Origin of the sequence: Bradyrhizobium sp. 159, assembly GCF_023073795.1 — a bacterium.
In the GTDB taxonomy this organism is placed as follows: Bacteria; Pseudomonadota; Alphaproteobacteria; order Rhizobiales; family Xanthobacteraceae; genus Bradyrhizobium.
Window position 1 is genome coordinate 82,925 of record NZ_JADPKE010000082.1, and the last position, 18,489, is coordinate 101,413.

13 protein-coding genes are annotated in these 18,489 nt (G+C 65.3%); 1 reads left to right on the top strand and 12 read right to left on the bottom strand.

Translation table 11 applies throughout. The features are described 5' to 3' along the window. Positions 1–127: 127 nt before the first annotated feature. The 3 genes from eutC to IVA96_RS22815 form a co-directional block, all read right to left on the bottom strand. Entirely contained in the window at positions 128–916 is a 789-nt protein-coding gene (eutC, locus tag IVA96_RS22805) for an ethanolamine ammonia-lyase subunit EutC (protein WP_247419300.1), read from the bottom strand. A gap of 6 nt (positions 917–922) precedes the next feature. Further along, positions 923–2,509: a B12-binding domain-containing radical SAM protein gene (locus IVA96_RS22810; protein ID WP_247419301.1), complete on the bottom strand. Its 1,587-nt coding sequence runs from the start codon at positions 2,507–2,509 to the stop codon at positions 923–925. 147 nt (positions 2,510–2,656) lie between these two features. Continuing rightward, positions 2,657–4,039, bottom strand: coding sequence for an ethanolamine ammonia-lyase subunit EutB (locus tag IVA96_RS22815; RefSeq protein WP_247419302.1), 1,383 nt, complete (start codon positions 4,037–4,039; stop codon positions 2,657–2,659). 319 nt (positions 4,040–4,358) lie between these two features. Between IVA96_RS22815 and IVA96_RS22820 the strand changes: the two genes are divergently transcribed. Continuing rightward, positions 4,359–6,098, top strand: coding sequence for a HAMP domain-containing methyl-accepting chemotaxis protein (locus IVA96_RS22820; RefSeq protein WP_247419303.1), 1,740 nt, complete (start codon positions 4,359–4,361; stop codon positions 6,096–6,098). Between the two features lie 257 nt (positions 6,099–6,355). Here the strand turns inward: IVA96_RS22820 and IVA96_RS22825 are convergent, their stop codons facing one another. From IVA96_RS22825 to IVA96_RS22865, 9 genes are all read right to left on the bottom strand, one after another. After that, positions 6,356–7,786 carry a hypothetical protein gene (locus tag IVA96_RS22825; RefSeq protein ID WP_247419304.1) on the bottom strand — a complete coding sequence of 477 codons (1,431 nt, stop codon included), beginning with the start codon at positions 7,784–7,786 and terminating at the stop codon, positions 6,356–6,358. Between the two features lie 311 nt (positions 7,787–8,097). Beyond that, a complete protein-coding gene (locus IVA96_RS22830; protein ID WP_247278912.1) occupies positions 8,098–9,315 on the bottom strand; it encodes an acyl-CoA dehydrogenase family protein in 1,218 nt (405 codons plus the stop codon). Between the two features lie 29 nt (positions 9,316–9,344). After that, entirely contained in the window at positions 9,345–10,556 is a 1,212-nt protein-coding gene (locus IVA96_RS22835; protein WP_247278913.1) for an ABC transporter substrate-binding protein, read from the bottom strand. A gap of 169 nt (positions 10,557–10,725) precedes the next feature. Next, positions 10,726–12,249 carry an FAD-dependent oxidoreductase gene (locus tag IVA96_RS22840; protein ID WP_247419306.1) on the bottom strand — a complete coding sequence of 508 codons (1,524 nt, stop codon included), beginning with the start codon at positions 12,247–12,249 and terminating at the stop codon, positions 10,726–10,728. Between the two features lie 27 nt (positions 12,250–12,276). Continuing rightward, complete coding sequence (gene folE / locus IVA96_RS22845; protein ID WP_247278915.1) at positions 12,277–12,903, bottom strand: GTP cyclohydrolase I FolE; 627 nt, start codon at positions 12,901–12,903, stop codon at positions 12,277–12,279. Between the two features lie 136 nt (positions 12,904–13,039). Continuing rightward, positions 13,040–13,930 (bottom strand): alpha/beta hydrolase, encoded by an 891-nt coding sequence (locus tag IVA96_RS22850; RefSeq protein WP_247419309.1) that lies wholly within the window; start codon positions 13,928–13,930, stop codon positions 13,040–13,042. Positions 13,931–14,039: 109 nt separating this feature from the next. Further along, positions 14,040–14,867, bottom strand: a complete 828-nt coding sequence (locus IVA96_RS22855) for an HD domain-containing protein (RefSeq protein ID WP_247419312.1) — start codon at positions 14,865–14,867, stop codon at positions 14,040–14,042. A gap of 216 nt (positions 14,868–15,083) precedes the next feature. After that, positions 15,084–15,962 carry a transglutaminase family protein gene (locus IVA96_RS22860; protein WP_247419314.1) on the bottom strand — a complete coding sequence of 293 codons (879 nt, stop codon included), beginning with the start codon at positions 15,960–15,962 and terminating at the stop codon, positions 15,084–15,086. Then, on the bottom strand, positions 15,959–18,484 hold the full coding sequence (locus tag IVA96_RS22865) for a circularly permuted type 2 ATP-grasp protein (RefSeq protein WP_247419317.1): 2,526 nt from the start codon (positions 18,482–18,484) through the stop codon (positions 15,959–15,961). Before IVA96_RS22865 ends, IVA96_RS22860 begins: the two co-directional genes overlap by 4 nt. Positions 18,485–18,489 lie beyond the last annotated feature (5 nt).

The window sequence follows — 18,489 nt, forward strand, 5'->3', positions numbered from 1 at the left end:
GGAGGCTTGCCCTTTGAAAATGCGCGGAAAATCGCCGCGAGGGGTTTAGCAGGTCAATCACCCTTCTCGCAAGCCGGCGAAATGTGGCCGAATCGATCAAGATGCGGCGATTTTGCCGGAATGCTAGTCATTCCAGCAAAGCCGTGCCAATTCGACGCGGCGCGCGGTCCGCGCTCTCGTCCTTCAGCGCCACGCCGGTGGTCTTCCGGGCGAGCCCCTCACGGACCAGCCAGGCGATCTTGAAAGCAGCGTCCTCATAGCTCAACCCAGCGCGGTGGATGTTCGACACGCAATTGCGCTCAGCGTCGGTGCGGCCGGGTTTGGGCGCGAAGGTCAGATAGGCGCCGAGGCTGTCGGGCGCCGACAGGCCCGGCCGCTCTCCGATCAGCATCGCGACCATGCGCGCGCCGAGAATCGCGCCGATCTCGTCGCCGAGCGCGACGCGCGCGCCCGAGGCGACAACGACATGGCCGATCGCGACACCATCGCCGGCCGCGAGCAGCGGCAGCAGGCGCCTCAGCAGCGCCACCGCATGGCCGTGGACCGCTGCCGCCGACAGGCCCTCGCCGATCACGACCACGAGCTGGCACGGCGCCGAGGCCCTTTGCGCCAGAAGCTCGGCTGAGCCGGCATCAAGCTGCCGTCCAAGGTCCGGCCGCCGCAGATAGTCCCTGCGGTCGACCGCCCGGCTCCTCACCTCGGTCACGACCAGGCCTAGCGCGCGGAGATCGGTGACCAGACGCGGCACCTCGAAGACGGCATGCACGGCATCGCGGGCGCGGGCATGGTCGAGCGTGAAATCGAGCAGCGCGCGCGTCGGCACGCTCGCGCCGCTGCGGCCCAGCGCAACGCGCGCGGGCGTGAACGTCCGCAGAAGATCGAGCGTGGGACGGCGCGGCGGAAGCGGATCAGACATGTCGCATCATTCGGCGGGAATGGCGGCCTCGCGCAGGCGAATGGAATAGTTCGAGGCGTTCTGCTTGCCGCTGGAGGCCGCGCGCGCAAAGGTGATGAGGTGGTGCGCGGTCAGGGTGCAGCCGATCAGGCCTTCGATGTCGCCGCGCTTGATGCGTCCGAGCGCGAATTTCCAGAACACGCGCCTGTAGTCGCCGAGCACGCCGACCTTCCAGAAGATGTTGCGCAGCATGACGAGGGCGCGCCTGATATTGGGCCAGGTCTTCATCTCGTCCGGCACCGGCATCTTGAGGCGGTGCACGTAGACGTGGTCGCATTGATACTGATAGCGGGCGTAGACCTTCTCGGGCGCGTAAGCGACCGCCATGGTGTGCTTCCACGATGCGACGACCTCGTCATAGGGCAACAGGAAGTCGACATTTGAATCGCGACGGTCGTCGTCGACCAGGCGTCCCTCACGCTCCAGCCGGTCCCACAGCGGTGTCTTCGGCAGCGCCTGGAGCAGGTTGATGGTGAGCAGCGGAATCCGGGACTCCTCGACGAAAGCGAGCAGCGCCTCCGACGTGTTCGGCTTGTCGGTGTCGAGTCCCATGATGATGCCGGACACGACCTCCATGCCGTAGGAATTGATGGTGCGCACGCCCTCCAGGATCGGGACCATCATGTTGTGATCCTTGTGCATCGCCTTCAGTGCATCGGGGTCGGGCGTCTCGATGCCGCAGAAGATGGTGATGAAATAGGCCTCGCGCATCTTCTCGAGGATCTCGGGCCGCTTGGCGATGTTGAGCGTCGCCTCGCAGGCGAGCCGCACCACGTAGCCGGTCCGCTTCTGCCATTCGATCAGATGCGGCAGCAGGTCCATCGCTGCCTTGCGGTTGCCGATGAAATTGTCGTCGACGAAATAGACGGTGTCGGTCATGCCGCATTCGCGCAGACGGTCGAGCTCGGCGATGATCTGCTCCGGCGTCTTGATCCGGGGATTGCGCCCGTAGAGGCCGGGGATATCGCAGAACTCGCACTGATAGGGACAGCCGCTGGAATACTGAATGCTGCCGAGGAAGTATTTCTTCACGTCGGCCAGTTCGTAGGCCGGGATCGGAAACGCCGTCATCGGCACGCGGTCCTTGGTCGTGAGCACGACCTGCTGCTGGGGCCGCGAGGTGTCGCGCGACAGGATGTCGATCAGCCGGTTGGTGGCGTCGCCGAGCTCACCGACATGCAGATAGTCGAACGAGGGATAATAGTCCGGGCAGGCACTGACCGAGGGACCGCCGAGCGCGACCGGCAGATCGAATTCATGGGCGCGGCGGCAGATGTCGTTCATCTGCTGGCGCTGGATGTGCATGCCGCTGACGAAGACCGCCTCGGCCCATTCGAACTCCTCCTTCGACGTGCGGCGAAGGTTCTCGTCGACGAATTTGACCTGCCACTCTTTCGGAAGATAGGCGGAAATCAGCAGCAGCCCCTGCGGCGGCATGAACGCGCGGACGCCATCGGTCAGGGGATAGGAATGCTCGAACGTGCCGAACGACGAGGTGTAGCGCGGAAACACACAGAGAATCCGCCGGGACGTTCCGTTACTTTCAGCTCGCATCAAAGCTCCCCCGCCACGCTCGACCGAATGGTGCGGAAATTGCCAGCCAGTCACCTAGCGTAATGCTGTCGCCGGAATTTCTCAATATTGTGGCCGGCATTCAATTAGCGAGGGGCGCCAATAGTTTCCCGGGCGTTTTCCGTGACCTTACGCGATCAGCCGCGAGGCAAAATCGGGCAGCAGGCCTGCATCTCCGGCAAGGCGGAAGTCGGCGCCGGCAATGCCTGATAACACCAGCCAGTCATCGAATTCCGGCGCGCGGCGCAGGGAAAAGACGTCACGGACATAAAGCGCGTCGTGAAAAGAGGTCGACTGGTAGTTCAGCATGACGTCGTCGGCACCGGGCACGCCCATGATGAAGGTGACGCCGGCGGCGGCGAGCAGCGTCAGCAGATTGTCCATGTCGTCCTGGTCCGCCTCGGCGTGGTTGGTGTAGCAGATGTCGACCCCAAGCGGCAGGCCGAGCAGCTTGCCGCAGAAATGATCCTCTAGCCCGGCCCGGATGATTTCCTTGCCGTCATAGAGATATTCCGGTCCGATGAAGCCGACCACGCTGTTGACCAGAAGCGGCGCAAAGGCGCGGGCGACCGCATAGGCGCGCGCCTCGCAGGTCTGCTGGTCGACGCCGTGATGGGCGCCCGCCGATAACGCCGAGCCCTGGCCAGTCTCGAAATACATCACGTTCTGCCCGACGGTGCCGCGCCGCTGCGACAACCCGGCCTCGTGGGCTTCCCTCAGAAGTGCGAGGTCGACGCCAAAGCTGCGGTTGGCGGCTTCGGTGCCGGCGACCGACTGGAAGACGAGATCGACCGGCACGCCTTGCCCGATCAGCGACAGCGTCGTCGTGACATGGGTGAGCACGCAGCCCTGGGTCGGGATCTTCAGCCGCGCGATGATCTCGTCGAGCAGCCGCAGCAATTGGGCGACGACGGCCGGATCGTCACTCGCCGGGTTGATGCCGATGCAGGCATCGCCGGCCCCGAGCAGGATGCCGTCGAGGATCGAGGCGGTGATGCCCCTGGCATCGTCGAACGGATGGTTGGGCTGCAGCCGCGTGCTCATCCGCCCCTTCAGGCCGATGGTGTTGCGGAAGGCGGTGGTGACCTCACACTTCCGCGCCGCCAGGATCAGATCCTGGTTGCGCATCAGTTTCGAGACCGCGGCCGCCATTTCCGGCGTGAGGCCGGGCGCGAGCATTTTCAATGCCTCGGGCGTGGCGGCGTCCGATAGCAGCCAGTCGCGGAAAGCGCCGACCGTCAGCGAGGCCACCGGCGCAAAGGCCTTTGCGTCGTGGCTGTCGACGACGAGACGGGTGACCTCGTCGGCCTCATAGGGGATGACGGCTTCCTGGAGGAACTGTCCGAGGGGGAGATCGGCGAGCGCCATCCGCGCCGCGATCATCTGCTCGGCGCTGGCGGCGGCGATCCCAGCCAACCGGTCGCCGGAGCGCGGCGGCGTCGCCTTGGCGAGAAGGTCGCGCAGGTCCGGGAACGTGTAGGTCGTCGCGTCGATGGTGTGGCGGTAGACCAAGGGCCTCTCCAGGGTCGTCGGCCGGTGGCCGAGTCCAAATTCAATCTCGAAGGCGATCCCGACGGCAGGAATACGCTTTCGGCGGCCGGCGTGCACGCCGATGTTTGGAGCATCCCGCCGGATTCCCGGGGGGCGACCTGCCGGAGATCGATGCGGCTTTCCCAACCAGCTGAAACATTTCGTATTTCCGCCCGGCCGGCGCGCTCTTCCGGGCCTGCGGCGTTAACGCCGCATCCATCTTCGTTCTGCATAGTTTTGCATCAAATTCAAACGACCGCGCCACCGGCCGCTCCAGGCCATCACGGGCCTCTTGAACACCATGCCATCAGACCGATCTGGGAATGCCGCTGGCCTTGCCGGCCGTTTCACGCTTGCCACCAAGCTCTACGCGATCTTCGCGCTGTTTGCGCTGCTCACGGCAGCGATCGCGATGCTGTCCGACTACAACAGCCGCCGCAGCGCCGACCTGACCAGCGCGATCGAGACGGCGAACGCGGCCGCGCTGAACGTCGAGCGGGTCAACTCGCTGGTCTATGCGGTCGTGATGGAATCGCGCGGCGTCTACATGTCGACCGAGCCCGCCGTGGTGAAGAAATACGGCGAGGGCCTGCTCAAGTTCAACGCGCAGATCCTCGACGTCGTGAAGCGCTGGGAGACCATCGTCAAGGCCGACGACGCCGAGCAGTTTTCCACCTTCAAGAAGCGCATCGAACAGTTCGTCGAGTTCCGCAAGGAGCTGGTGCGCCGCGGCATTGAGATCAATGCGGCCGCGGGCCGCGAATGGGGCGACAACGACGCCAATCGCAGCGTGCGCTCGGCGCTGAACAAGGACCTCGAAGCGCTCTCCAAGGTGTATGCCGAACGCGGCAGGCAAATCGCCCAGCAGACCGAGACCAATCGCACGCTGTCTTTCGTCCTGACCTGCCTCGGCGGCATCGCGCTGGCCCTGGTCGTGATCGGTATCGTCATCATCGCCCGCTCGATCGCACGGCCTCTCTCGGCCATCACGGCGACCATCAAGCAGGTCGCCGACGGGACCGAGAACGTCGTGGTGCCCTATAGCAACCGAGCCGACGAGATCGGCGCGCTGGCACGCGCGATCGAGGTCTTCCAGGAGGCAATGGACCGCAACCGCAATCTCGCCTCGCAGGTCTCGCACGACTCCGCCGCGCGCGAGGAGCGCGCCCGCCATATCGAAAAATCCGTCGAGGCGTTTCGCGAGGCGATTGGCGCCATCATGCGCGGCCTCAGCGACAACGCTTCCACCATGCGCGAGACGGCGCAGACCATCACGCGCGTCACTGCGGATGCGAATAGTCGCGCCGGCACGGCGGCGAACGCCACCGAGCAGGCCTCGCAGAACGTCACGGCGGTGGCGAGCGCCGCCGAGGAACTGTCGACCTCGGTGGAAGAGATCGGTCGCCAGGTGCGGCAATCCGCCGGCGCGGTCGAGCAGACCGGCCAGCGCACCGAGAAGTCGATCTCCGAGATCGAGAGCCTTGCCGCGGCCACCCAACGTATCGACGGCGTTCTCAACCTGATCCAGGCGATCGCCGAGCAGACCAACCTGCTCGCGCTCAACGCCACCATCGAGGCGGCCCGCGCCGGCGATGCCGGCCGCGGCTTTGCCGTCGTCGCCCATGAGGTGAAGGCGCTCGCGGGCCAGACCGCCAAGGCCACCGCCGAGATCGGCGAGAACGTCTCGATGATCCAGGCCTCCACGCGCAATGCGGTCGAGGCCGTCCGCGAGATCGGCGGCGCGGTGCGCGAGATCAACGAGGTCACCTCGGCGATCGCCGGCGCCATCGACCAGCAGGACGCCGCCACGCGCGAGATTTCCTCCAACGCGCAATCGGCCGCGCAGGGCAACGAGACCCTGGTCGCCAACATCACCTCGCTGCGCGACGCGATCGGCGAGACCGACACGGCGGCGGCATCCGTGCTGACGGCGGCGAGCAGCCTGACGGAGACGGCGGACACGCTGTCGCGCGAGGTGGAGAAATTCTTCCAGAACCTGCGTTCGGGCGCGGCGGACGGCCGCACCGCCAAGGCGGGGTGAGCGAACGGCAAGGCCCATCCTCGAAAAAAGTCGAAAAACAACCCCATGCACAGTAGGCGGGGGCAGCTATATCAATGACTTGACGGTCGGCGCCAACGACTGCGGATTTCACGAAGCCGTTTGACACGTCGGGCAAAACAGGGGCATGATGTCACCATCGCAATGGCGCGCCCTCCAGCGTTCTCCCTGCAGCCCCGGCTGCGCCGGAGCCTTTATCTGCCGTTCGGTCGGTGCACATCGAACGAGAGAGCGGCTTATCATTCCAGGCTTGATCGATCGACGAAGATGCGAACGCGGCCGACGTCCTCGATTTCGCGATAGCGACTTAGCTCCAGCTTGAGTTCAGCGTCTGAATTGGCCCAGGCCAACCAATCGAACTCGAACGTGCTCAGCAGATAAGTATCCACGAGAATGACATTTGGCCGACCGTTTCGCAGGTCCGCCAGCAAATGCCGTCGTTCGAAATTGATGATGCTGTCCAATCGTGCCCGCTCCTCCGGAGTCGGTTGCGAGCTGTTCTCGCGCAGTATTGCGCCGGCCGCCAAAAGCTGCGCACACGAGCTGCCCACCCAAGTGCCGCCGATCTGACGGACGAGGGGGTGCCCCAGTCCGATGTGGTCGGTGATCGTAATCAGCCGCGGCTGCTTCACGAGGGCCTGGACACGCTCCTTCAGCGGCGGAAACCCTGGGGCCGGTGAGGACAAATACAGCCCGATGGCCACAACGGTTGCGAGGCCACCGATCACAATCGGCGCTCGCACTGCCCTCGCGCAGGCCTGTAGCAGCGGCGCCGCAATCGCAAACAGACAAAGCGCGAAAGCCGTATATGGCCAGCCCTTGCCCTGAAGAAGGAAACCCGCGGCTCCGCCGACCGCGGCGGCCAGCCAAGGGATCGCCTCGCTCTGCATTTTGAGAGTTTGGCGGCCAAGCAGGCGCAGGAAGCCGATGGAAGCGCCTATCACCGCGATTGGAATGGGGAGCAGGCGACCAAATTCCCTTCTGATCGGCAGATACGCCTCGGCGACCATCGGGGCATAGGTGGAGAGATAGGCGGGGAAGACGGCTATCACCACCGCCGCGTAGCCGATGACGACAGCAGCAGCCGTGCACGCTTCCGAGGTGAACAAGGACCTGAAAGAACGCTGGCGGAGCGCGCCCAGGATGATCGGGAGGCCTGCCACCAGAGCAAAGAATGGCTTGATACTCATGGCGAGCCCCGCCCCCGCTCCGGCGACGATCGCCACCCATCCAGAATCGAGCCCGCGCCAGCGCAGTGCGGCGACGGCGACAAACGGGGTCAACGCGATCACCGCGATGTGTTCACGTTGTCCAAAGATGGCACCCGGAAGAATTGCGAGCAGAAGCGCAAACGACCAGGTTGAAATACTTCTCTCCCGGGCTCCCAGCCTTGCGGCTGCGGCCGCTCGGTCCATCAACAGAAGCGCGCCGGCGATCTCGGCAATCACCAAGACGATCACGACGAATTCGGGTGCAACACCGGTCACGCGCGCGAGCATCACCGTCGGCATGTACATGTAGACCGACAGAGGCGGGTTGGACTCAAAGAGGTCGATGCCGAGCTTCCGGCCATCCAGGATCTTTTCGTTTGCAGTCAGAAGCCAGCCCAGATCCGCGTGGAGGACGAGGGGGATTTGAATGACCAGGGCCGCCAGGAGGATCGCAGCCACGACAATCCAACGTCGTCTTGCGCTGAATTGGTCATCTAACAGACCCACGGCGTACCTTCTCCTGCAGAGCAGCCCGTGGCAGCCTAGGCGGACATCCGCATCGATCGGGCACCCGCGTGTTTAGCCCACACGCCCTAAAAGAGGGTAACAGTGAAGGCACTTCGCCCTGCCGCAGAGATCTCGCTTCCGGTGGCCATCACGGTCTTTTTCGGGCGAGAGCTATCAAGCCCTGGAGACGTGGGCCCGGTGCGCCTGCATTCGACATGGGCAGCCTGGCTATCCGACTGACCGAGAGCAGGAGCGCAATAGCCCTAGCCCGCCGTCACCCCGCCACGCCTGATCAGCTCCTTCCCCACCGCCGCAAGATGCACCTGGTCCGGCCCGTCGCCGATGCGGATGAAGCGGGCGTAGACGTAAGCACGCGCAAGGAACGTGTCCTGCGAGACGCCGGCAGCCCCGTGGATCTGGATGGCGCGATCGATGACGCGGGCGGCCATGCTGGGCACCACGATCTTGGCGGCGGCGATCAGGTCGCGCGCGGCCTTGTTGCCGTCGCGGTCCATCTTATCGGCGGCTTGCAGCGTGAGCAGCCGCGCCTGCGCAATCTCGCAGAAGGAGTGCGCGATGTCCTCGCGCACCGAGCCCTGCTCCGCCAGCGGCTTGCCGAAGGCAAGACGGGAAGTCGCTCGCCGGCACATCAGTTCCAGCGCGCGCTGAGCACAGCCGATCAGCCGCATGCAATGGTGGATGCGGCCGGGCCCGAGCCGCCCCTGCGCGATCTCGAAACCGCGGCCCTCGCCGAGCAGGATGTTCTCAGCGGGCACACGGACGTTGTCGTAGACGATCTCGGGATGGCCGACCGGCGCGTCGTCATAGCCGTAGGTCAGCATATCGCGGACGATGCGCACGCCAGGCGTCGCCTTGGGCACCAGGATCATGGATTGCTGGCGGTGGCGGTCGGGATGATCGGGCGCGGTCTTGCCCATCACGATCAGGATCTCGCAATCCTCGTTCATGGCGCCTGACGTGAACCATTTGCGGCCATTGATGACGTAATCGTCGCCGTCGCGGCGGATCTCGCACTGGATATTGGTGGCATCGCTGGAGGCGACCTGCGGCTCCGTCATCGAGAAGCCGGAGCGGATGCGCCCTTCCAGCAGCGGCTTCAGCCAGCGCTCCTGCTGCGCGGGCGTGCCGTAGTTCGCCAGCACCTCCATGTTGCCGACATCAGGGGCCGAGCAGTTGAAGACCTCGGGCGCCCAGAGGATGCGGCCCATGATCTCCTTCACGGGCGCGTAGTCGAGGTTGCTGAGGCCCGGTCCGTGCTCGCCGGAGAGAAACAGGTTCCAGAGCCCGTGCTCCCGCGCCAGCTTCTTCAGGTCCTGAAGCACCTGCGGCGTCTTGTAGCGCGCGGCCTCCGGCTTGACCTGCTCGTAATAGAGCTCCTCGACGGGCTCGACATGCGTCCGCATGAATTGGCGGACGCGGTCCTGGAGCTCGAGCGAACGGGCGGAGTGTTGAAAATCCATCGTATCCTCCCGTTCGCTCGGCCGGCGCGTCAGGTACCGCGCAGCAGCTCGCTCGCCACGACCCAGTCGTTGCCGTCGAACTGGAGCATGTAGCCGTCTTTGATCGGGCGGAAATCCTGCGGGGTGGTGTTGAGGGTGATGCCGGGCATCAGCAGCGACAGCGGCACGTTCTTCAGGTTCGACGCCTGCGCCATGATGTTCTCGCGCGTCAGATTGTCCTTGCACTGCTTGAGCAGGACCACCAGCGCCTCGGCCACGGTGTAGCCGTAGAGGCCGGCGACGTTGTTGATGTCTGCATTGGGCAGGCGCTTCTTCATGAAATCGATATAGGCCGTCATCGCCGGATCGTTCTTGGGCTCGGCGACGAACGGCTTGAGCGCGCCGAGCGACAGCACGCCCTTGCCGGCATCGAGGCCGGCCGGCACCATCACGGTCGCCTTGTTGGCGCAGCCGGAGGCGAGGAAGCGCGTCGGCTGCCAGCCGACCTCATGCGCCTTGCGGATCGCCTGCGCGCAGGCGCGCGGCGTCACCGAATAGATCATGAAGACGTCGGCCTTGGTATTGGCGAGCGTCAGCACCTGGGAATCGACTGTGGGGTCGGCAACCTCGAAGCTCGAGGCCATCGCGATCGCCTTGTCGGCGTCGGCACCGAGCGCTTCCTTGACGCCGCGCAGATATTCCTTCCCAGCGTCGTCGTTCTGATAGAGCACCGCAAAGCGCGCATTCGGATTCTTGGCACGGGCATAGGCGACGTCGATCGCCGCTTCGCTGGTGTAGTTCGGCGCCCATGGCAGCGCCATTGACCAGGGCATGTTGGCGGGATCGTTCCATTTCGAGGCCGAACTGATCAGGAACAGCTGCGGCACCTTGTTGCTGTTCAGGTACTTTGCGATCGCCGAGCTCGGCGCGGTGCCCATGGTGGCGAAGATGAAGGCGACGCCATCGCCTTCGACCAGCCGCCGCGCCGCTTCCATGGTCTTGGGCGGGGAGAAGGCGTCGTCCAGGGAAATCAGATTGAGCTTGCGGCCATTGACCCCGCCCTTCTCGTTGACCTCATCGAAATAGGCCGCGATCACCCTGCCGGTGATGCTGAGCGGCGAGGCCGGGCCGCTATAGGGCATGGTATTGCCGATCTTGATCTCGGTGTCGGTGACGCCCGGACCGTAGGATTTTTGCGCGGCGACGGGCGTGAACAGACAGGCGGAAGCCAGCGCTGCGGCCAGGACCAAGGCGGATTTCATGGTTTCTCCCCGGTGATCATCTCCGCGCGAAGCGAACGCGCTGCGTGCTGTTTTTTGTCAGCACATCAGATCAGCGGAGTTGCGCCAGACGGTCTTGCGTCGAGTTGCTGATGGAGCGCCTCCAGCGCCTGTAACGTGAGGAGTTGAGGGTCAAACCCGATGCTTGGCTTCAGGTGCGCGACCGCTCCATCCCGAGCTCGGCCTTGAGATTGTCGAGATCACGGTAAATCGAAGCAACCGCGAGCACGCGGGCGCCCTTGCGGTACTTCAGCAGGCAGTCCTTGCCCGGGATGCTGCCGTCGATCACTATATCGTCAAAGCTCTCGGCGTGGCCGACATAGTTGATCGGCACATCGTAATGCTGGGACCAGAAGAACGGCACCGCGTCGAAGCGCTCGCGCTTGCCGAGCATGTTGCGCGCTGCGGTCTGGCCCTGGCGCTCGGCAACGACCCAATGCTCGACGCGGATGTTCTGGCCTGAGTGCGGATCGGGCCAGCGCGCGATGTCGCCGACGGCGAAGATGCCGGATGCGCTGGTCTCCAGATATTCGTTCACGCTCACGCCGCGATCGGCGGCAAGACCCGCCTGCTCGGCGAGCGCGAGACGCGGCTTGACGCCGATGCCGACCACGACGAGATCGGCCTCGATGACGCCGCCGCTCTTCAGCGTGGCGCGTGCGCCCTCGAGCTTCTCCACGGTGTCCTCGAGGTGGAAGATCACACCGTTTTCTTCGTGCAGTGCGCGAACGAAGTCGCCCATCTCCGAGCCGAGCACGCGCTGCATCGGCCGTTGCTCGGGCGCGACCACATGCACCTCGATCTTCCGCGCCCGCAAGGAAGCTGCGACTTCGAGGCCGATAAAACTGGCGCCGATCACCAGGGCGCGCTTGGCGGTCCCTGCGGCCTTGATGATGGCGCGGCTATCGGCAACCGAGCGCAAGGTGTGGACGCGCGGCTGGTCCGCGCCCGGGATCTGCAACTTGACCGGCTCGGCCCCGGTCGCCAGCAGCAGCTTGTCGAACGGCAGTCTGTCGCCATTGCCCAGCGTGACGTTGCGCGCCTGCGGATCAATGGCGGAGACGTTCGTGTTGAGCCTGAGATCGATGCCCGCGTCGTGATAATAATCCTCGGCCCGCAGCGGCAGCCAATCCTCTGGCGCGTTGCCGGCGAGGTAATCCTTTGAGAGGTTGGGCCGGTCGACCGGCATCGCGCCGTCATTGCTGAGCATGGTGATGGCACCGGCAAAGCCCTCGCGCCGGAGCGTGTCGGCCGCGGCGAAGCCAGCCGCGCCGCCGCCGATGATCACGAATTTCTCCGGCGTCGACGCGCTGCGATGCGCTGCCGACGGCTTCGGTGCGTCGCGCTTGCGCTGGACGACGATGTTGTCCCGATCGCGCGTGACCTCCCACACCGCCAGCGCGTTCAGCGCCGGCGGGCGGGTGGCTTCGCCTGTGCGCAGGGAGAAGCAGGCGTGATGCCAGGGACAGCGGATGGTGTCGCCGACCACCAGACCATCGGCGAGCGGGCCGTGGTAGTGGCTGCAGGCCGGCTCGATCGCAAAAATCTCGCTGCCGGCCTGCACCAGCAGGACGTCTTCCTCGCCGACGTGGCCGAGCAATTTGCCGTCCTCGAACGCGGTCAGTGATACGCCCCTGGCCAGATCGGGTCCGCTCGGCTTGTTGTCCTCGGTCATGGCGTCATCTCCTTGAGCAAGCGCGGATCAATCGTCCGAATTGGCCAGCCCCAACAGCTCCTGACGTGTCAGCGCATTGTCGCGGAACACGCCCAGCATGCGGCTGGTGACGAGATCGGTCCCGGGCTTGTGCGCACCGCGCGTGGTCATGCAGTGATGCGTCGCCTTGATGATGACGCCGACGCCTTCGGGCTTCAGCACGTCGTTGATGGTATTGGCGATCTGCGCGGTCATCTTCTCCTGGATCTGGAGGCGTTTCGCATAGATGTCCACCACGCGCGCCAGCTTTGAGATGCCGACCACGCGCCCTTGCGGAATATAGGCAACCCAGGCGCGGCCGACGATCGGCGCCATGTGGTGCTCGCAATGGCTTTCGAAGCGGACGCCGCGCAGGACGATCATCTCGTCATAGCCCTCGATTTCCTCGAAGGTCTTTTGCAGGATTTCGGTTGGATCCAGCGCATAGCCGGAAAAATATTCTTCGAAGGCACGCGCAACCCGATCCGGTGTATCGCGCAGGCCGTCGCGCGCGGGATCATCGCCCGCCCAGCGGATCATGGTCCGGACCGCTTGCTCGACCTCCGCCCGATCAGGCCGTTCGGTTGGCCTCTGCGCAACCGCGACACGTTCCAGCTTGCGCACTTGTGACTTCATCTAGATCCTCCCCTGCGACGAGCCGCAACACAGAGGCGGCCCCACAGCTTGGACGGCTGCAATCGGAAAAGGTTCCCAGAATCAGGAAAAATCGGAAGCATGACAGACAAGCCAGCCGCGAGACTAGAAACGGGCTCTATGCGGCCGCTTTCCGGACGTCGAGCACGGCCCTCGCCCATTCGACCGGCCGCTCCTGCGGCAAATTATGACCGGCATTCGTGAAAACGCGCCGCTCGAACAACCCCTCGAACTTGCGCGCGTGATGGGCAGTGCCGGGATTGACGCCGTCGCTATCGCCGTCGATTGCGATGGTCGGGACGCGGATCGGCGGCTGCGCGGCGAGCTTGGCCTCGATCGCGGCATAGGCGGGGTCGCCGTCAACAAGCGCATAGCGGTGGCGGTAGGAATGGATCACGACATCGACGAAATCAGGATTGTCGAAGGATACCGCGCTTTTCTCGAACGTCGCCTCGTCGAACGTCCATTTCGGCGACCACATCGACCAGAGCTGACGCGCAAAGCCGCGCCGGTTGCGCTCCAGCGCGCGGCGGCCGCGCTCGTTGTGGAAGAGATATTGATACCAGAGCGCGGCCTCTTCGGCCGGCGAGGCCGGCTCCATCGCGAGGGCGATGTTCTGGATGTTGTAGGAATTGCCGGAGACGAGAGCGATCACGCGCTCCGGATAGAGCGCCGAAACCACGCAGGCGGCGCGTCCGCCCCAGTCATAGCCGCCGACGACCGCGCGCTTGATGCCGAGTGCGTCCATGAAGGCCAGGAGATCCGCGCCAAGCGCCGCCTGCTCGCCGGAGCGCAGCGTCCCGGCAGCGCGAAACCGCGTCGGCCCGTAGCCGCGCAGCCAGGGCACCAGCACCCGCGCGCCGGCCCGTGCCATAATCGGTGCGGCCTCGGCATAGGCGTTCACATCGTAGGGAAAGCCGTGGCCCATGATGCAGGGCCAGCCGTCGAGCGGGCCATAGTCGAGATAGGCGATGTCGAGGATGTCGGTGGCGATCGTTTTGTGTTGCATGATTTGTTCGCCGAGCTGTTCGCTATCGTAGCCTCGGACGAGCGGAGCGACTTCCGAGGCCATGCTGAACCTGGATATCGCTGCGTTCATCCGAGCTAGGAGCTCGATGTCATTTCTGCGGACCGGACAGCGAGATGTCGCGTTCGGCGCGGAACACGTTGCTGTAAAGATTGGCGATCCACTGCCGGCCGATCTCGGTCTTGTTCAGATAGCCGATCTCGGTCTGGATGTGCGGCGCGACGCTGTTCCAGTAGAACTGTGGGTAGCGGTTGACGATGTCGGCGGGCGAGTCGTAGCCGAGCTGGCGGTTGATGCCGACCTCCTCGAACTCGTAATAGAGCGCGTTGGCCTTGCGCAGATAGTTGGGATCGCCGAGCTGGCCGATGAAATCGGCGGCGCGCAGGATCGAGGCTTCCTTGTCATAGTCCTGGCCCTCGCGGGCCGGAAACCGCGTGCCCTCGATGGCACGCGCGACACGCTCAGAGTCGAGGCCGCGGATCGGCGGCAGCCGCCGCCGCACAAAGAGTTTCGAGCGATCAACGTGATACATCATCAGACTGGCATCCGACGCGCCCCGCGGCAGCGACACCTTGGTTCCAGCCTCGTCGATGATAAAACCGTGTTCGTCATCCTCGGGAAACAGGCCGCGAACATAGCCGATGTCGTGCGCGAGGCAGGCGATCAGGATATGGAGGTAGTCCTCGGCGGCAAGATGCGCATGGAGATTACGTCCCATGAGGATCGCCTGAGCGGCCAATGTCACCAGCATCGTATGCTCGATGTTGTGATACAACGCGTCGCTGTTGCCGATGCATTCCATCGCGGTGCGCGTCGAGCCTTCCAGCATCCTGGCAGAGGTCTCGTCGTACCGGCGACGCATGAACGAGCCCAGCATCTTCTCGAGGGTCTCGGCCGCCAGTCTCGGTAACGTCATCATGGATGCAGCCCCGTCTGTCGCTGGTGTTCCATACCAACTCCCGACGCCTCATTCTTGTCCTCGACGCACGAGCGAGCATAGCCCATCTTGGGCCGACTGACCAAATCCCGGCACGAAAACACGAAAATATGTTGCAGTTGCGCTGCGTCATACCTCAGTTGCAGTTGCGGCGCGATACATCTTGGGGTGGCTTCCGTCCAAACCGCAAGATTGCGGTCATTCCACCAGCAGCACGTCCACGGCGACGCCGAGTTTCTGCTTCGGCGAGCCGACGATGATGCCGTCGACCGGCGACACGTCGGAAAAATCGCGCCCGACCGCGAGCACGATATGGTCATTTGCGACCAGGAGATCGTTGGTGGGATCGAAATCGACCCAGCCGAGCTCCGCCCCGCACCACAGCGACACCCAGGCGTGGGTGGCGTCGGCACCTTGCAGACGCGGCTGGCCCGCCGGCGGAACGGTACGCAGATAACCGCTGACATAGGCCGCCGGCAGGCCGAGCCCGCGCAACCCTGCGATCATCACGTGGGCAAAATCCTGGCAGACGCCGTGACGCTTGTCGAAGACCTCGCCGAGCGGCGTCGAGATCACTGTCGCCTTCGGGTCGTAGCGAAAATCGCTGCGGATGCGATGCATGAGATTGGCGGCACCTTTGAGGATGCCGGCGCCGGGCGCAAAGCTCATCGCCGCGTAGGCGCTGAGCGGATGCAACACCGGCACCAGCGGGCTCGCAAAGACATAGCCGACTGGCGAGGACGGCCCGAGGCTCGTCGCCTCGAAGGCAATGTCGCGAATGCTTTCCCAGGCCGGGCTTTCCGCATCACGCGCTGGCGGCTGTCGCGAGACGGACACACGTGATCGAGAATCGATCCGCAAGTTGCGGTGCGCAGCTTCGATCACCACGCTCTCGGTGAGCGTGCCAAAGAAATCGCGGCGGAGATTGCGCTCGGCCGGACGCGGACGGATCTCGACGTGGTGTGAGATCAGTTCCTGGCCATTGCCGCTGTTCGGCTCCAGCCGCAGCGTGCAGCGGGCGAAGCTGACCGGACTCTCATATTCGTAAGTCGTGACGTGACGGATGTCGTAGATCACGCCAGCCCCGTCAACTTTTCCGGCCGGCTGGCATTGGGGCCGTGCGGGAAATAGTGCTGCCCGATCGCCTCCGCGAGGCTGAGCAGATCCTGCTCCAGCGCGAACAGCGTCTTGACCTCGAGCTTCTCGGCCTCCGCGGTCGCGAGCATCGCCTGCATCGCCACTGCAAGCCGCTGCGGCTTCTCGATCAGGCCGTGCTCCTTCAGGCTCGGCAGCGCGGCGATGTGCTCGTTGAGCGTCGTCACCTGGAACGCCACCGAACGCGGATTGTAGGGATCGAGCACGGCGAGGTCGCGTACCGGCGCCAGGACCGGCGCCAGCAGATAGCGCGAGCGGTAGGTGATCTGGCAATCCACCAGCGTCAGCAGGATGTCGAGATCCTCGTCGCCGGCCTCGTCATAGGCGAATTGACGCGTGAAGCGCGTGGTGTTGACGGCGCGCTCGACGCGGCGGCCGATGTCGAGAAAGCGCCAGCCGGCGGCGCGGTTCATGTTCTCCTGCGCGAGGCCTGCAAAGCTCGCGAGCTCCTGCAAAGTGAGCTCGGCCGCGCTCAAGACGCTGTCGTCGTCCTCGACCTCGTGGGCGAGGCGCTCGGCCATCTCGGTGATGACCTGCCAGGCATCAGGCGAGAGGCGCTCGCGCAACGAGGTCGCCGTGCGCTGCGCCGCGCGGACCAGCGACAGCGCCGAGCCGAAACGCTCCGGGCTCTGCAGCGCTTCGGCGACGATAGGTCCAGGCGCCGCGCGCGAGGTTTGCGAGACCGCGCCCCATGCGACCAGCAGGCGCTGGATCCGTTCAATCGACTGCATCGTAGCCGAGCTGCCCTTGTTGGGCCCGCTCGGCGATCCCAACGCGCGCACCAGGCGCAGCGTCGCCTCGGCGCGTTCCAGATAGCGGCCGAGCCAGAACAGATTGTCGGCGGCGCGGCTCGGCAGCACGCCGGCGATGCGGCGGATGCGCACCTTGTCGGTCGCCGGCAGCAGCGTCGCGGTCGAGACCTGCTTGTCCGAGACGACCCAGACGTCGGCGGCGCGGGCACCGTCGCCCATCGATACCGCGCGCGCGTCGGCCTGCTCGGCGATCCGGCAGAAGCCGCCGGGCATGATGGCCCAGCCATCGGGCGTGGCGGCTGCGAACACGCGCAGCACGAACGGCCGCGGCGTGAGCTGGCCCTGCTCCCACACCGGCATGGTCGAGAGCCGCACCACCTCCTGACCGACATAGTCCATGCCGCGCGCGGTGATCGCATCGACCAGGCGCTGGCGCTCGCTCGCATCCAACTCGCTCGCGAGCACCGGTCCCGTGCTGTCGAAGCCGGGAACGCCGCGTCGGTAGGCACCCTCGATCGCGACCTCGTCGAGCCGCGCCAGCACCTCGTCGCGCGCCGCGCGCTGGCCGCACCACCAGGTCGCGATGTGCGGCATCTTCAGCTCCTCGCCGAGCAGGCGGCGGCTCAGCGCCGGCAGGAAGCCGAGCAGCGCCCGTGCTTCCGGCACGCCCGAGCCCGGCATGTTGGCGATGACGACGCCGTCCTTGCGCAGCACGTCGATCAGCCCCGGCACGCCGAGATGCGAGGACGCGTCGAGCTCGAGCGGGTCGAGCGAGTTGGAATCGACGCGGCGCAAGAGCACGTCGAGCCGCTTCAGGCCGGCGACGGTGCGGATGTGAACGCGGTTGTCGCTGACCGCGAGATCGTCGCCCTCAACCAGGAGGAAGCCGAGATAGCGCGCCAGCGTCGCATGCTCGAAATAGGTCTCGCTGAAGCTGCCCGGCGTGAGCACGCCGATCCGCGGCTCGTCGCGGTCGGCACGCGCGCGCAGGCTGTCGCGGAACGCCTCGAAGAACGGCGCGACGCGCGGCACATTCATCGACTTGTAGAGATCGGAGAAGGCGCGCGAGAGCACCAGGCGGTTCTCCAGCGCATAGCCGGCCCCCGACGGCGCCTGCGTGCGGTCGCCAAGCACCCACCAGCGGCCGTCAGGACCGCGGCCGACATCGGCGGCATAGATCGAGAGGTAGCGCCCGCCGGGCGGCGGCACGCCGCAGACGGGGCGGAGATATTCGGGACTGCCGGCGATCGCAGCCGCGGGCAGTGCGCCCTCGGCGATGAGGCGCCCCTCGCCATAGATGTCGCGCAGCACGAGCTCGAGCAATTCGGCGCGCTGGGTGATGCCGGCGGAGAGCTGCTTCCAGTCGGCCTCGTCGATCAGGAGCGGCAGATGGCTGATCGACCACGGCCGGTCGGCGCTGTCGCCTGGGGCGCGGTAGGTGACGCCGGCCTCGCGGAGATGGCGGTCGGCCATGCCAAAGCGACGCTCGACCTCGTCGGGCGCGAGCGCGCCGAAGGCATCGAAGAAGCGGCTCCAGACCGCCCGCGGGGCGCCGTCGGGTCCCAGGAACTCGTCGGGGATGCCAGGCAGGCGGCTATAATCGCGGACCCATTGCGCAAGGCGGCGCTGGCCTTCACGCAGTCCTTGCGCCCTGCCCGCCTGGTCGTCCTGCTCGGCTGCGCCCTCGGCCATGCGCC

Bases quoted from the DNA above. Each gene is read 5' to 3' on its own strand.
- eutC (WP_247419300.1), bottom strand. From the start codon at position 916: ATGTCTGATCCGCTTCCGCCGCGCCGTCCCACGCTCGATCTTCTGCGG.
- IVA96_RS22810 (WP_247419301.1), bottom strand. From the start codon at position 2,509: ATGCGAGCTGAAAGTAACGGAACGTCCCGGCGGATTCTCTGTGTGTTT.
- IVA96_RS22820 (WP_247419303.1), top strand. From the start codon at position 4,359: ATGCCATCAGACCGATCTGGGAATGCCGCTGGCCTTGCCGGCCGTTTC.
- IVA96_RS22830 (WP_247278912.1), bottom strand. From the start codon at position 9,315: ATGGATTTTCAACACTCCGCCCGTTCGCTCGAGCTCCAGGACCGCGTC.
- IVA96_RS22835 (WP_247278913.1), bottom strand. From the start codon at position 10,556: ATGAAATCCGCCTTGGTCCTGGCCGCAGCGCTGGCTTCCGCCTGTCTG.
- IVA96_RS22840 (WP_247419306.1), bottom strand. From the start codon at position 12,249: ATGACCGAGGACAACAAGCCGAGCGGACCCGATCTGGCCAGGGGCGTA.
- folE (WP_247278915.1), bottom strand. From the start codon at position 12,903: ATGAAGTCACAAGTGCGCAAGCTGGAACGTGTCGCGGTTGCGCAGAGG.
- IVA96_RS22850 (WP_247419309.1), bottom strand. From the start codon at position 13,930: ATGCAACACAAAACGATCGCCACCGACATCCTCGACATCGCCTATCTC.
- IVA96_RS22855 (WP_247419312.1), bottom strand. From the start codon at position 14,867: ATGATGACGTTACCGAGACTGGCGGCCGAGACCCTCGAGAAGATGCTG.
- IVA96_RS22865 (WP_247419317.1), bottom strand. From the start codon at position 18,484: ATGGCCGAGGGCGCAGCCGAGCAGGACGACCAGGCGGGCAGGGCGCAA.